Annotated in this window: 20 protein-coding genes; 7 read left to right on the forward strand and 13 right to left on the reverse strand. The window is 36.3% G+C overall.

Annotated elements, in window-relative coordinates:
- Positions 1-9: 9 nt before the first annotated feature.
- Genes spoIIIAE through BCER98_RS14590 form a run of 6 tightly spaced genes read right to left on the reverse strand, consistent with a single transcriptional unit; the run spans position 10 to position 3564 of the window.
- Positions 10-1182 (reverse strand): stage III sporulation protein AE, encoded by a 1173-nt coding sequence (gene spoIIIAE / locus BCER98_RS14565; protein WP_012095342.1) that lies wholly within the window; start codon positions 1180-1182, stop codon positions 10-12.
- A 10-nt stretch (positions 1183-1192) separates the two neighbouring features.
- A complete protein-coding gene (spoIIIAD, locus tag BCER98_RS14570; RefSeq protein WP_256941505.1) occupies positions 1193-1591 on the reverse strand; it encodes a stage III sporulation protein AD in 399 nt (132 codons plus the stop codon).
- Between the two features lie 8 nt (positions 1592-1599).
- The gene (gene spoIIIAC, locus BCER98_RS14575) at positions 1600-1803 is read right to left on the reverse strand and encodes a stage III sporulation protein AC (RefSeq protein ID WP_012095344.1); all 204 of its coding nucleotides are present in this window, start codon (positions 1801-1803) and stop codon (positions 1600-1602) included.
- 16 nt (positions 1804-1819) lie between these two features.
- Positions 1820-2335: a stage III sporulation protein SpoIIIAB gene (gene spoIIIAB / locus BCER98_RS14580; RefSeq protein WP_012095345.1), complete on the reverse strand. Its 516-nt coding sequence runs from the start codon at positions 2333-2335 to the stop codon at positions 1820-1822.
- Positions 2332-3255 (reverse strand): stage III sporulation protein AA, encoded by a 924-nt coding sequence (gene spoIIIAA / locus BCER98_RS14585; protein ID WP_012095346.1) that lies wholly within the window; start codon positions 3253-3255, stop codon positions 2332-2334. The genes spoIIIAB and spoIIIAA overlap by 4 nt, the downstream gene beginning before the upstream one ends.
- 27 nt (positions 3256-3282) lie before the next feature.
- Positions 3283-3564 (reverse strand): YqhV family protein, encoded by a 282-nt coding sequence (locus BCER98_RS14590; RefSeq protein ID WP_012095347.1) that lies wholly within the window; start codon positions 3562-3564, stop codon positions 3283-3285.
- A gap of 194 nt (positions 3565-3758) precedes the next feature.
- Between BCER98_RS14590 and BCER98_RS14595 the strand changes: the two genes are divergently transcribed.
- Positions 3759-4337: a GNAT family N-acetyltransferase gene (locus BCER98_RS14595; RefSeq protein WP_012095348.1), complete on the forward strand. Its 579-nt coding sequence runs from the start codon at positions 3759-3761 to the stop codon at positions 4335-4337.
- Positions 4318-4638, forward strand: a complete 321-nt coding sequence (locus BCER98_RS14600; protein WP_012095349.1) for a hypothetical protein — start codon at positions 4318-4320, stop codon at positions 4636-4638. The genes BCER98_RS14595 and BCER98_RS14600 overlap by 20 nt, the downstream gene beginning before the upstream one ends.
- Positions 4639-4672: 34 nt before the next feature.
- Here the strand turns inward: BCER98_RS14600 and efp are convergent, their stop codons facing one another.
- From efp to BCER98_RS14620, 4 genes are read right to left on the reverse strand one after another with little or no spacing between them, the layout of a single operon-like run.
- Positions 4673-5230 carry an elongation factor P gene (gene efp / locus BCER98_RS14605; RefSeq protein WP_012095350.1) on the reverse strand — a complete coding sequence of 186 codons (558 nt, stop codon included), beginning with the start codon at positions 5228-5230 and terminating at the stop codon, positions 4673-4675.
- 20 nt (positions 5231-5250) lie between these two features.
- A complete protein-coding gene (gene pepQ / locus BCER98_RS14610; RefSeq protein ID WP_012095352.1) occupies positions 5251-6312 on the reverse strand; it encodes a Xaa-Pro dipeptidase in 1062 nt (353 codons plus the stop codon).
- Between the two features lie 4 nt (positions 6313-6316).
- Positions 6317-6757: a type II 3-dehydroquinate dehydratase gene (gene aroQ / locus BCER98_RS14615; protein ID WP_012095353.1), complete on the reverse strand. Its 441-nt coding sequence runs from the start codon at positions 6755-6757 to the stop codon at positions 6317-6319.
- Between the two features lie 54 nt (positions 6758-6811).
- Positions 6812-7297 carry a YqhR family membrane protein gene (locus tag BCER98_RS14620; protein WP_012095354.1) on the reverse strand — a complete coding sequence of 162 codons (486 nt, stop codon included), beginning with the start codon at positions 7295-7297 and terminating at the stop codon, positions 6812-6814.
- Positions 7298-7541: 244 nt separating this feature from the next.
- Here BCER98_RS14620 and BCER98_RS14625 point away from each other — a divergent pair, with 244 nt between their 5' ends.
- Together BCER98_RS14625 and BCER98_RS14630 are read left to right on the forward strand one after the other, a co-directional pair.
- Entirely contained in the window at positions 7542-8468 is a 927-nt protein-coding gene (locus tag BCER98_RS14625) for a DUF1385 domain-containing protein (RefSeq protein ID WP_012095355.1), read from the forward strand.
- A 75-nt stretch (positions 8469-8543) separates the two neighbouring features.
- The gene (locus BCER98_RS14630) at positions 8544-8945 is read left to right on the forward strand and encodes an SA1362 family protein (RefSeq protein ID WP_012095356.1); all 402 of its coding nucleotides are present in this window, start codon (positions 8544-8546) and stop codon (positions 8943-8945) included.
- A 63-nt stretch (positions 8946-9008) separates the two neighbouring features.
- Here BCER98_RS14630 and mntR read toward each other — a convergent pair whose 3' ends face one another.
- The gene (gene mntR, locus BCER98_RS14635) at positions 9009-9437 is read right to left on the reverse strand and encodes a transcriptional regulator MntR (protein WP_012095357.1); all 429 of its coding nucleotides are present in this window, start codon (positions 9435-9437) and stop codon (positions 9009-9011) included.
- Positions 9438-9764: 327 nt separating this feature from the next.
- On the opposite strand from mntR, the gene BCER98_RS14640 reads away from it, so the two are divergent.
- The gene (locus tag BCER98_RS14640; RefSeq protein WP_012095358.1) at positions 9765-10595 is read left to right on the forward strand and encodes a hypothetical protein; all 831 of its coding nucleotides are present in this window, start codon (positions 9765-9767) and stop codon (positions 10593-10595) included.
- Positions 10596-10624: 29 nt separating this feature from the next.
- On the opposite strand, the gene BCER98_RS14645 is transcribed toward BCER98_RS14640, so the two are convergent.
- On the reverse strand, positions 10625-11461 hold the full coding sequence (locus BCER98_RS14645; protein WP_012095359.1) for a lipoate--protein ligase family protein: 837 nt from the start codon (positions 11459-11461) through the stop codon (positions 10625-10627).
- A 169-nt stretch (positions 11462-11630) separates the two neighbouring features.
- On the opposite strand from BCER98_RS14645, the gene BCER98_RS14650 reads away from it, so the two are divergent.
- Positions 11631-12014 (forward strand): rhodanese-like domain-containing protein, encoded by a 384-nt coding sequence (locus tag BCER98_RS14650; protein WP_012095360.1) that lies wholly within the window; start codon positions 11631-11633, stop codon positions 12012-12014.
- A 22-nt stretch (positions 12015-12036) separates the two neighbouring features.
- On the opposite strand, the gene BCER98_RS14655 is transcribed toward BCER98_RS14650, so the two are convergent.
- Complete coding sequence (locus BCER98_RS14655) at positions 12037-12585, reverse strand: hypothetical protein (protein ID WP_041810533.1); 549 nt, start codon at positions 12583-12585, stop codon at positions 12037-12039.
- Positions 12586-12909: 324 nt separating this feature from the next.
- Here BCER98_RS14655 and BCER98_RS14660 point away from each other — a divergent pair, with 324 nt between their 5' ends.
- Positions 12910-13887, forward strand: coding sequence for a LacI family DNA-binding transcriptional regulator (locus BCER98_RS14660; RefSeq protein WP_012095362.1), 978 nt, complete (start codon positions 12910-12912; stop codon positions 13885-13887).
- The last annotated feature ends 13 nt before the right edge of the window (positions 13888-13900 follow it).

The following is a 13900-nucleotide window of genomic DNA, read 5'->3' on the forward strand; positions in this document are numbered from 1 at the left end:
CCTCACCTCCTAGCGCATCATGAGGGTAATATTCCCTGCGGCAATCATAATTGTAATGCTAAGGAAGAACATAAAAGATACGATTGCTAGACAAGCAAACACATAAATAATGCTTCGTCCTATAATATCCAAACATTGAATGATTGCTCCCCCGCCAACTGGCTGTAAAACAGCGGCTGCAAATTTATAAATAAAGGCGATACAAAAGATTTGAATAGCTGGAAATGCTACGATTAAACATAAAATAACAAGCCCAATCATCCCTACTGTATTCTTAAGTAGTCCAGATGCACTAATAACAGTATCTGCAGCTTCTGTAAACATTCTGCCTACGACTGGTATAAAGTTTCCTGTGACAAACTTCGCTGTTTTTACAGCAATACCGTCAGCAACTGCTGTTGCTGTTCCTTGTACTGATAAAACTCCAAGAAAAACTGTTAAAAATATTCCGATAATCCCCACGCTGACTTTCTGTAAAAGTTTAGACAGTTTCGTAACTTTATATTGATCACTCATCGTACTTACGATACTTAAAATTGTTGCAAGCAACAAAAGTGGAAGAACGATATAATTCATAAGTAAACCGCTTGTATTCATTAAGAAAACGATAATAGGATGAAAGAATGATACAGATACAACACCGCCTCCAGTCGCTATTAAAGCCAACAAAATTGGAAGCAATGCCAATATGAAATCTACCATCGTTTGAATGGTTTCTCTTGCATAAGTCATGACTACATAAAAGCTATTTAACGCAAAAATAATGAGCACCATGTATACAACAGCATCTGCAATTTTACTAATGCTACTTTTTGCAAAAGCGGATTGCAAAGATTGTAATAGTGCACTAAAGATTGTGAGCATAATAAGAGTCCCAAGTAATTTTCCATTTGCAACAAGCTCATGGAACAAATATTTGAGTAAACCTATCATCCACTCCTTTATCGAAAATTCTTTTTCTCCTTTCACAAATTCCATAAAACTTCCCTTTTGACTTTCTGGTAAATAACCGTCATATTTAGTAATCAGCCCATCCCAAAACTGCTTCACATCCTCAATTCCAAGTTTGTCCAATTGCTGATCAACGACGTTTTGTTCTATGGGAGAAGCTTGTACGACAATTGGTAAAGAAAAGAAAAGGAAGCAAGCAAATAACAGCTTAGCTCCAAACTTCCGCAACATCTACTCCCCCTTATCCCGTAGGTAAAAAGCCAAGAATGGTTTCAATTACAACTGTTAAAATCGGAATGGCCATAACAAGTATTAATATTTTTCCGGCTAATTCGATTTTAGAAGCGATTGCTCCTTGCCCTGCATCTTTTGTAATTTGCGCCCCAAATTCAGCAATATAAGCAATGCCAATAATCTTTAATAGTGTTTCTACATAGACATTGCTCACCTTTGCTTCACTGGCAATTCGCTCAATCATTTTTAAAATAGAATGAATTTGATCGATTAATAGAAGAAACATTACACTACCAATAAAGACAATAAATAATGATGTAATGCTAGACTTATGTTGATTTAATATAGCCGCTAAAAAAGTTGCAACGAGGCCTAATCCGACAATTTGAATAATTTCGATGCGAATCGCCTCCTTTACTGGAAGAGAAAGACACTTTTAATCTTGTCGAATAATGTATTGATTAGAAATGCTACGTGGAATAAAATGACTACAAAACCGACAAGAATGACCCAATTTGCAATATCTTCCCGCTTTAATTCTTTTAATACCGTATGAATGAAAGCTAATATAATGCCAATTCCGGCGATTTGAAATATTAACCCTACGTCAATGGACATCGCCTTTCTCCCCCCTTTATAGCAGTAAAATCACAATAAGTAGCCCTGCTAATACCCCTAGGCTTTTAATCATTTTTTCATATTGCTGCTGCAATGCTTTCGCTTCTCCTTCCTCTCTTTCTAAATGTGTAATGCATAACCGAATATGTTTTTGTTGCGACTCTCGGTCATGCTGCCCTAACGTTTCACCAAATTGTTGCAAAATCTCATATTCAGCTTGTTTAAGAGATGTGAGCGCCCAATTTTCTTTTAAACTATCAAGCCAGGACTCTCTAACAGTTTGTTCACCGTTTTCAAGCCGCTTTGAAAAGCTTTGAAATATCCAATTTAATGGTTTCGGCATTTGTTTGACTAAACGTTCTGCCGCTTCTGATAAAGGGGTATGTCCATACATAATTTCAGCCTCTAATGATTGAAGGGCTGCTTTTAAAAGCCGTAATTGGCGCGGACGCTCACTATATCTCTTCGCATGTGAAAATCCAAAAAAAGTCGTTACTGCTACAATTAACACCGCACCAAATATTTTTATCATACGTTTTGAACCTTCTTTCGCCTTTGAATCGGTTTCCCTTCTCTATCCTTCACTTGCACTACAGTACCAGGCCCTTTTGCTTTTGAGAGTTCAATAAAACGCTCAAACACTCCAAATTCCATTACTGCTTTTAAAGATGGACGCTTTCGTATATCATCGAAAGAAAATCCATGTGCACTTATGAACAGTTGTACCCCTGCATGAACAGCCTCCATAATGGCTTCGCTATCTTCCATGCGCCCGATTTCATCAACAATTAATATATCTGGACTCATAGAACGAATCATCATCATCATTCCTTCTGCTTTCGGACACGCATCAAGCACATCAACACGTGGGCCGAATTCATATTGCGGAATCCCTTTTACACAACCTGCAATTTCTGATCTCTCATCCACAATGCCAACTTTACAAGAAGGGATGTTCGCAAAGCCCACTCCTTGACTCATACAGCGTGCTACGTCTCTAAGAAGCGTTGTTTTCCCCGTTTGTGGAGGTCCAATTACCATCGTATTTAACCAACGTGATTCGTATAAATAGGATAAAAGCGGTTCAGCTATTCCCATTTTTTGACGAGCAATCCGAATATTAAAAGATGACACATCACGAATCATCTTGACCGCACTTTTCTCCGTAATCACTTTCCCTGCGAGACCAATTCTATGCCCACCACGCAGCGTAACATAGCCACGCTTTAATTCTTCCTCTATCGTATAAATAGAAAATTGACTCAGTTTATTTAAAAGGTGCATAGCATCTTCCGGTGTAACTATATATTCATGAAAGAATACTTTTCCATGTGCAATACATTCAAGCGGTCTCCCAATTCGAACGCGAATTTCTTCTAACGCGTTATATTCCTTACATCCTTCAATTAACTCCCTCATCATTTTTGGTAAAACCTCTAATACTTCTTTCATCGCCTTCTCTCCACTCTAATTGACTTTCTATTTCAACACTGCGATAAAAATGCAAGCAACCCCAAGAGTCAGAAAAAAAAGCTTTAAAAAAGAGATTTCACTTGCGACACTTGCAATGCCAATTGTCATTGTCAAAATTAATACAGTAGGCCCAACAAATGCCAACATACCATTTATAAACAAGGCCTTTTTCGCATCATTTACATAAAGCATAAGCAAAGCGGCGCATATTTCCACGCTTCCAGAAAACACCCGAAGTAATCCCATAACAAGCACAGAAGTTTCTATTGCCGCTAGCCATTGTTTCATTCTTTCACCTTCTCTCCTCACAACGACTCTTTCGTTTGCTAAAAATGCTAATTTGAAAAAGAATATATTTGTACAACCATATGCAGTGGTTGTCTATTTCAGAAGTAAAAACATATTTTTTTGCATAACGTAACGAAATTTTCTGAATATTAAATTAAACCATGTTATACTTACGATTAGAAAGGAGTAAAGCCATGAAGCACGTAACATTATTACCACTGGATTTACAATATGCAGAAATTATTTTCACATTATCAAGTGATGCACAGGTAAAAAATGCATTAGAAATAAAAGTAGAGAAAATCGAAGACACAAAGGCGTTCCTTCTTTTCGCAATAGAAGAAGAACGCCAAAAGAAATCTTTATCGAGAATGATTGTAAATGAAGAGAATGAAATAATCGGTCTCACCACGCTTAAGCATATTAATTATGAAAAGAAACAATCTCACATTGGTAGTTGGCTTGGCTATCCTTACTGGGGAAAAGGATATAATGAGGCTGCTAAAAAAGAAATCTTTAAAATCGCTTTTTTAGACTTACAACTTACATATGTATTCGCTGGTGCTAAAAAGGCTAATATTCGTTCTTTAAAAGCACAAGAGAAATTACCTTACATTTCATTGCATGTGGAAGATAGATTCCCCGATGAGCACTCTGCTTTAGAGAAAGAAGTAAAATCTTCTTGTGTACTGCATGTCGTGTCACGTGAGAAATTTCTAAATTGGCTAGACCTACAAAATGAGGAGGAAAAATATGAGGGGATTAAAAATTAGTTTAACCATTGTAGTAGAATTAGTCCTTATCTATCTTTTTTCAAAATGGGTCGGTTGGTCATTTATGGATACCTTTTTCCTCGCTACTTTAACAATATTTGCAATTACATGGCTCATTATTATGAGTAAACATAGAAATAACATGACAAATCACGTAATAAATAAAACATTAGCTGGCGTTGAGACCGGTGAAATACGACCATTTCAAATTGTTGCGACTCCGTATATTATAGGCACCCTTTTCCTTGTCTTCATAAGTTTTGTTATCACCGCTATTTATTATCTGCCCTATTTCCTATAAAAAAGCACTCGTGATTATCACGAGTGCTTTTCTACTATGCACGAGAAACGTATTTACCTTCTGCTGTATTGATAACAAGCATTTCACCTTCATTAATGAAGATTGGTACTTGTACAACAAGACCTGTTTCTAATGTAGCTGGTTTTGTTACGTTAGAAGCTGTATCACCTTTAATACCTGGCTCTGTTTCAACAACTTTTAACTCAACAGTATTTGGAAGCTCCACACCAAGTACTTCACCTTGATATGTCATAATTGACACTTCCATGTTTTCTTTCAAGAATTTTAGTTCGCGCTCGATTTGAGCTTCACTAAGTTCGATTTGTTCATACGTTCCGTTATCCATGAATACGTGAGCCTCACCGCTCGCGTATAAATATTGCATACGACGGTTTTCGATATGTGCTTTCTCTACTTTTTCACCTGCGCGGAATGTTTTCTCTTGAATAGCTCCTGTACGTAAGTTACGTAATTTAGAACGAACAAATGCCGCACCTTTACCTGGTTTTACGTGTTGGAATTCAATCACCTGCCAAAGGTCGTTATCCACCGTAATTGTTAAACCTGTGCGAAAATCGTTTACTGAAATCATGCAAAAAATCCTCCTGTATGTTACAAAATAATAAGTTCTTTTGGAGATTTTGTAATTACTTCATTACCTTCACTCGTTACAATGATATCATCTTCAATACGTACACCACCAACACCTGGAATATAAATACCTGGTTCTACTGTCACAACCATCCCTGGCTCAAGTACTGTTTCAGATCGGTATGCTAATCCTGGTGCTTCATGAACTTCAAGGCCCAGGCCATGACCTGTCGAATGGCCAAAATACTCACCATATCCTTTTTCCGCTATGTAGTCACGTGTTAATGCATCGGCTTCACGACCCGTTAACCCAGCTTTCATGCCATTTACACCACGAAGCTGCGCTTCTAAAACAACATGATAAATTTCTTTTAATTTATCTGACGGTTCACCGACTGCAATGGTACGAGTAATATCAGAACAATATCCTTTATAATAGGCGCCGAAATCTAACGTTACGAAATCTCCTGTTTCTATCACTTTTTCAGATGCCACACCGTGCGGCAATGCTGAACGTAGTCCCGAAGCAACGATAATATCAAACGAAGAAGATGTTGCTCCTTGTTTTCTCATGAAAAATTCAAGTTCATTTGACACTTCAATTTCAGATACTCCTGGGTGAATGAATGATAGAATATGTTCAAAGGCAGCATCTGCAATCTGTGCAGCTTCCTTTAATATCTTAATCTCTGAATCCGTCTTAATCAAGCGTAACTTTTCTACAAGCCCAGAAGTCGGGATAAATTCTGCTGCAATGGCTTCTTTATGTGCTGTATAAGAACTATATGTGAGAGTATCTTGCTCAAAACCAAGTTTTTGAATTCCTAAGTTGTTCACTTGGTTCGCCACTTCATCAAGAATCGGGCCTGTATGCTGTACAATTTCATAGTCAACAGCTTGTTTACTAGCTTGCTCTACATAACGGAAATCTGTAATGAATAGAGCACGCTCTTTCGAAATCAGTACGACACCCGCTGTCCCTGTAAAACCAGTCATATATCTACGGCTATATTCATTCGTTAATAAAATCCCATCAATACCAGCTTCATCAAACGCACTTCTTAATTTCGTAATCTTTTCCATTGATTTAGGCCTCCCCCAGTTTCTCCAACAATGCAAATAATGCTAGCTTATAGCCATAAAAACCAAATCCAACAATCTGACCTGCGCAAACTGCTGCTGTCACCGATTCATGACGAAATGATTCACGCTGATGGATGTTAGAAATATGTACTTCAATAACTGGAATCGAAATGCTTGCAATAGCATCTCGAATCGCATAGCTATAATGCGTAAATGCTCCTGGATTTAGAATGATTCCCTCATATATGCCATCCGCTTCATGAATGGTATCAATAAGAGCACCTTCATGATTCGATTGGAAACATTCTAATCCTACTCCCAATTTTTCAGCTTCTTGTTTCATATCTGTTTCAAGTGTCTCTAACGTTCCTTTCCCATACACATTTACCTCTCGAACACCGAGACGATTTAGATTAGGACCGTTTACGAGGAGTACTTTCTTCATCTTTTTAAAACTCCTTAATATAAAGAATATATATTTCATATTCTAACATAGGAGTCACTTATTTGAATAGTTTGTCTTCTCTGTATCTTCTCCTTGATTTACATTATTCGCCTCAAATGAAACAGAATAGGAGATGAATACACCATATAAAATAAAAATGCAAATTGTGGTTGTAACGGTTTCTTTCGGTAAATGCATTGCATTTTTAATAACCGGTGCAATTGAACCTAGTCCTAAAAATAAAAGACTCCACCAAAACAAACCATACAAGAGGCCGGGAAGTACCCCCTCAAACTTTTTAAAAAAAGTCTTATAAAGAAATGCTACTACAATAGAAAAAAATCCAATACAGATAATGCCTGCTATATTTCCCCAAACACCTTCTTTCCAATCTCCAAGTGCAAATGGCAAAAGTAAATAATTTGTTCCAACCTCTGTAAAAGAGAAAATATGAAGAAAATACCATATACTCCCCCAGAAAACACCACCAAATAAACCAATTTGTACAAAATTGTTTATTCCAGTTTGTTCCTGTTTCACATTCAACACCTCCGCTTACTAGTATGTCCGAAAGTCGTTTGAAGCATGTTTAAATCATGCGAAATTTGTCTATAAAAAGAATAAGAAATGTCTTACCTTCGTAACATTTTTCCTTGTCATCTGCTTGTATTTGTCGATAAAATAAAGGAAACTCGGTAATTGTCAAATATGCCTTGACAGAACCAAGTATGACAATTGCCTCTTTTCTACACAAGAGAGAAACGGATACAGGTTGGTGTTAAACATGTCAGAACAGTCAAAACAAATATATGGCGGGCAAGCAGTCATAGAAGGAGTTATGTTTGGCGGTAGAGAATATACTGTTACAGCGGTTCGTCGTAAAGACAAAACAATCGAATTTTATCGATTGCCACGCGTTCGTAATAAAATATCATCTGCGTTTAAAAAAATCCCATTTTTACGAGGCATTGCCGCTATCATTGATGCAAGTGCTAATGGAGCAAAGCATTTAAACTTTGCCTCAGAGCGATTCGATGTTCATCCAGAAGATGATCAACAACTTGCAAATAAGAAAAAAGAACAATCAAAATTAACGATGATATTAGGAGTAGCAGCTGTCGGAGTGTTATCGTTCATATTTGGAAAAGTGATTTTCACAGCAATTCCTGCACTATTAGCAGAATTAACGCGACCTATTTTCCCATCTCATACTGGGCAAATTATCGTTGAAAGTGTGATTAAGCTTATATTGTTGCTAGGCTATATCTACTTTGTTTCCTTAACTCCACTTATTAAGAGAGTATTTCAATATCATGGTGCAGAACATAAAGTGATTAATGCATATGAGAATAACCTTCCGTTGACTGTAAAAAATGTTCAAAAGCAAACTCGTCTTCATTATCGATGCGGTAGTAGCTTTATTATCTTTACCGTAATTATCGGAATGTTTGTCTACTTTCTTGTTCCAACAGATCCTCTTTGGGTTCGAGTTGTAAATCGTATTTTATTAATTCCAATCGTTCTTGGAATTTCTTTTGAAGTCTTACAGTTCACCAACCGATTACGTGATATTCCTATTTTACGCGTATTAGGATATCCTGGGTTATGGCTTCAACTTTTAACAACAAAGGAACCTACTGATGATCAAGTTGAAGTTGCAATCGCATCATTTCACGAATTATTACGGTTAGAAAATAAACAACAATCATGATAAAAAATGATGTTCAACTCCTTTCCTCATCGCTAATATACTAATTTTAATACATGTTTTTAGGAGGTGTTCCTTATGAACGGTCGTTCGTTTATGTTCGCTTTTGTTAGCATTATTATTGGATTAGCAATATTCGGCCTTGTTTCTTCAGCAATTACAAATCCAATAGGGATGCTACAAAACATTGGCCTTATGTTGCTTGTTCTCGGTATCTTTTACTTGCTATACAAAATGTTTACAAATTCTAGTGGTTCCGCCCATTCGCATAACTCTTACAAGCGTGCTGCGAAACAATCGAACCGCAAATACGGAAAGCAAAATGTAGCACCCCTAAGCAAATCTTTTTTAAAACGAAATCATACAGACGATAAAGGAAAGAAGGGGAATTCTCCCTTATTAAAACGAAAACGAAAGCAATCTCACTTAACAGTCATTGAAGGTAAAAAAAATAAAAAGAAAGACCGTGCTTCCTTCTAGGAAATACGGTTTTCTTTTTGCTTCATTTCCTTCTAAACAAAAAAGGAAACGCATTTGTTCCCTTTACTTACTTTGTTCTCCATTTGCTTTTTGAACAGCTCGAAGCGTCTCAATTCGAAAATCATCTTCCTCAAAATATTGTACTAAATCCCCAATGCGGTCAATCGCTTCCCAACTTAAATGATGCTCAATCCCTTCCACATCATTATAAATCTTACTTTCATCCACACCGATAATACGCATGAATTGCTCCAATAATTCATGGCGATATACAAGACGCTCTCCAATTTTTTTACCCTTTGCTGTTAATACTAGTCCTCTATATTTTTCATAAATTAGGTATTCATCTTTGTCTAATTTTTGTACCATTTTTGTTACAGAAGATGGATGTACACTAAGCGCTTCAGCAATATCAGATACACGGGCATAACCCTTTTCATCAATCAACAAATAAATTTGTTCAATATAATCTTCCATACTAGGAGTAGGCATCGGTTTCCTCCATCCACATTCATTTTGCTTATTCCGTACGAAGCAATCAATAAAATGATACACCAGAAAGAATGCCGTGACAAGAGATGAAACAAGCCAAACTATATAAAAAAGCAAACTTTTCAAACAGCCTTATAAAGAGGCTGTTTTTTCTTCTGTCTAATTTTACAAATTAAAAATTTTCATAAAGAAACAAGAAAAATGCAAAATAATTAACGTAAATTGTTGACGTGATGCTTTTATTATCGGTATCATATTTCTTCGTGAGCAATTATTTTTCGTTATATGATTTTTTTATTATTACTTCATTTTGAGAGGAGAAATTTGATGTCACTTAAGAAGAAAACGCAAGTACGCACCGGCAAAATGGTACGTGAATTAATGTTAGCAGACGAAGATGTAAGTGCTTCACTAATTATGGTATATAGTGAAAACGGTGTAAATGCAGAAATTAAAATCGAGGGCTTAACGCCAAAATGTAACGAAGAATTATTCTTGAGCGGGAAAGTAGATTGGAACAAAAGTGTAATTTATAAAATTGTTGATTTCTCAGGAAACGCTGAAGTTGGTAAAGTTACACTGACAGCGATGAATAAAAATAATGTTTCCTTGCAAATTGAACGTGTAATGTGGACGAAGGAGAACAAAGAGGCGATAGCACAGGCAACGGCTGAAGAAACTCCAAAAGAAGAAGTAGCGATTTCAATGCCACAAGCAATTACAGCTACTCCAAAACCTAGCGCAGAAGCTCCTGTCGAAACAAAAAGACCTACTCCGGTACCAACACCGAAGCCTGTACATGTAGAAACAGTTACAAAACCAGCTGCTCCAAAGCCGGTAAAAATAGAAGAGTTTACTTCGGTTACCAAACAAGAAACAGTTCCCGTTACACCTACAAAACCGAAACAACCTGTTTTAACTGAAACAAATTCTAAACTACAAGAAAATTATGTGAAGCTTGTAAAAAAAGCAATCGAAGTTTGCCAAGATTATGAACTTGGTATTGACATAGATGATTCTGTTGAAGGTTTGAAAGAAGAGCTTACAAATCAAGGTATTAGTGTTACATTTGACAAAGAAATTATGGACGTTGTAAAGCGTCTTCGCTCTTTACAAGAAAAAGGAATCAAAGTAGAAAAAGTACTTAATTTATTATAAAAAATAAGGATGTGGCTACAGCCATATCCTTATTTTTTATAATTCCATTCATCACTTTCATACTTTTCTTTTGCTAATGTTTCTACTTCATGAAGCTGTTCTGCTGTTAATGTATATGGCAGCAATTCTATGTTTAAACCTTTTTCAAATCCAGTATGAAAAGCTTCAATTAATTGTTCAATTGTAAATGTTTGATCTGTCAATTCATTAATTGCAACCGCTTTAGAAGAAAACATACTCTTCATGCGCTCTTTCATGCGCTCATTTGGAAATAAAAATAGATCGTACAGCTCATCTAAATCAATTTCTAACGGAATCGACCCATGCTGTAAAATCACACCTTTTTGACGTGTTTGAGCACTGCCCGCAATCTTTCTACCTTCCACAACAATCTCATACCAAGATGGCGCATCAAAACAGACTCCTGAGCGTGGATTTTTTAAATTCTCACGATCTGCTTCTGTTTTTGGAACTGCATAGTATGCATCTAATCCAAGTGCTTTAAATCCCTCTAATAGCCCTTGCGAAATAACTCGGTACGCTTCTGTCACTGTTTTTGGCATCTCTGGATGATCTTCAGATACAATGACACTATACGTTAATTCTTTATCATGCAATACACCTCTACCACCTGTTTGACGACGTACAAAGCCATATTTTTTTTCTTTTACTACATCCATATTAATATCCTTTTCCACACGTTGGAAGTATCCTACCGTTAACGTTGGAATTTCCCACTCATAAAAACGAATCGTCGGCGGCATTTTCTTTTCACTTTGCCAATTTAATAAACATTCATCTAACGCCATATTAAATGCCGGTGAACATTGACCAGAGTTAATATAACACCATTTTTCTTTTCCCATCCTGCACCTCATATAACCAATTATTTTTCACATCTTCTAGTCTACCAAATTCGACAAAAATTGTGAAAGAATACGAAAATTCTTCTTATAACCAATGTATCTGTTGCATAAATACACATGGACATTATAATATTGAAAGTAGGATAAGAAAAAAGGGAGCGATAGAATCGTGTCAACAAACTTAATGATTATATTAGCCATCATTCTAGCATTTATCGGCTACTCTGTATGGATGTATTTCTATCAAAAAAAATTAATTCAAACACTTTCAGAAGAAGAGTTTCGCGCTGGATACCGTAAAGCACAGCTTATCGATATTCGTGAAGCGGATGAATATAACGCTGGACATATTTTAGGTGCACGTAACATTCCACTATCACAAATTCGTCTTCGCTACAAAGAACTTCGTAAAGATCAACCGATTTATTTGTATTGCCAAAGTGGATTCCGTACAGGCCGTGCAGCTCAATTCTTGAAAAAGAAAGGCTACAAAGATTTCTACCAATTGCAAGGTGGATTTAAGACATGGACAGGCAAAATCAAAAAGAAATAATAGGAAAAACTAGCTGAAATATTCAGCTAGTTTTTTTCATATTGTTAGCAATATATAGTAAGTTCCGCTTAATTACTTCACTTTCTTGCTGTACGAATGTATTTCGATATAATAGTTGATATTCAAGTTCTTTTTCTTTCCAAATAAGCGTTGCAAATTCCTCTTCTCTTTCCCCGTCATCTTTATTTTTAAAATAAGCCGTCACTCCATTATTTAATCGTATTTGTTCTTGAAATCGATTTTGTTCTACAATATATGGGAAGCTATAAGAAAAATTAGCGACTGTTAACTCTATATAGTCCTTTCTTCCCCGCTCTTGTTGTTTATATTTAATCGTTAAGACCGCTTTTTCCTTTCCAATCTTCCTCACTTCTGCTTTGGCATCATCCATCATGTCGTATGGTAAAAAAGTCGGAACTTTAAATGATACTGGAAAATAGTTTGGAATATCTTTTACTAACATGGGACCAAACACTCTGTCCGCTCCCCCACCTGTTGTCTCCACAAATTGTTTATCTTCCTTTACCGTTTGCTGAAATGCACATGCACTAATAAATACACTAGAAATCATGAAGCAAACGAGTGCTTTTTTCAACCTGTTTCAGCCCTTTCCTATCGATTTCTTAGCGAATATAGCGTTCATTATTGTTCCTATTCGTCTTTTGTTCTGGGGCTCCTTTGAAAACTTTCCTCTTTATTCTCACACATTTTGACATTAAATTTTAAGACAAAAAAGACTTCCTGCTATTCTCACGCCCCAAATGAAAAGGTTACGCGAATAACAGAAAGCCTTTCTTATACCATAGTTTGTGAAAAGCTTTTCAGGTCAAGTCTTTTTCACTATTTTTTCCATTCTTACATATTTCCCTTTATAATACAGATAGAGGTGATACTCATGGTAAATATAAAACAAATTGCACAAACTGCTGGTGTATCTATAACAACCGTTTCTCGTGTATTAAATGACCACCCTTATGTGAGTCAAGAAAAGCGTGAACGTGTATTACATGCTGTAGAACAATTAAATTATGCAAAGAATATAAACGCCATTCATCTAATAAAAGGAAAAACATTTACAGTTGGTGTCATGCTTCCTTTTATCAACCTCCCCTACTTCAGTACGATTATTGAAGGAATTGGAAATGAAGCTTTAATCGCCGGATATCATATCAATTTATGCCAAACAAATTATGATAGTATCGAAGAAATTCGCGTCCTTGAAATGATGAAAATGAAACAATTTGATGGCATGATTATATGTTCCCGAACAAGTTCTTGGGAGCAAATCGAACCTTATTCCAAATTTGCACCTATCGTCTCATGTGAAAAACTAACACATCCTCTTATTTCCTCTGTCTATGTGGATCATTATGAAGGCTTTCGCATCGGTACAAACTATTTACTAAATAAAGGACATACACGGATCGGTGTCTGCCTAGCAAGACGAAAAAGTATAAGTACCTTACAGCGTGAAAAAGCTTTTGCTGATGTTCTTCAAACTGCTCAAAGAAGAGTGCAACCTGATTGGATGTTTTATCAATGTTACACGATGCAAGATGGTGCGAAAGTCTTACAACGCATGTTAAATATGAAAGAGCGCCCAACCGCTATTTTTGCTGCTAATGATCAAGTCGCTGCTGGTTTAGTAACAGAGGCAAAAAAACAAGGATTGCATATTCCAGAGGACTTAGCTGTTCTTGGCTTCGATAATCACGAGGTTTCCAAAGCACTTGAAATCACAACAATTGAGCATCCCGGACTCACAATGGGCGCCCGTGCTTTTTCTTTATTTCATAAGCAAATGCAAGCTGAACAAATTACAGGCTATGCGGAAGAACTTCCATTCCATTTAATCGAACGAAAAACGGTATAAAGAGTGCTGAAAT

The organism is Bacillus cytotoxicus NVH 391-98 (assembly GCF_000017425.1).
GTDB classification, from domain to species: Bacteria; Bacillota; Bacilli; order Bacillales; family Bacillaceae_G; genus Bacillus_A; species Bacillus_A cytotoxicus.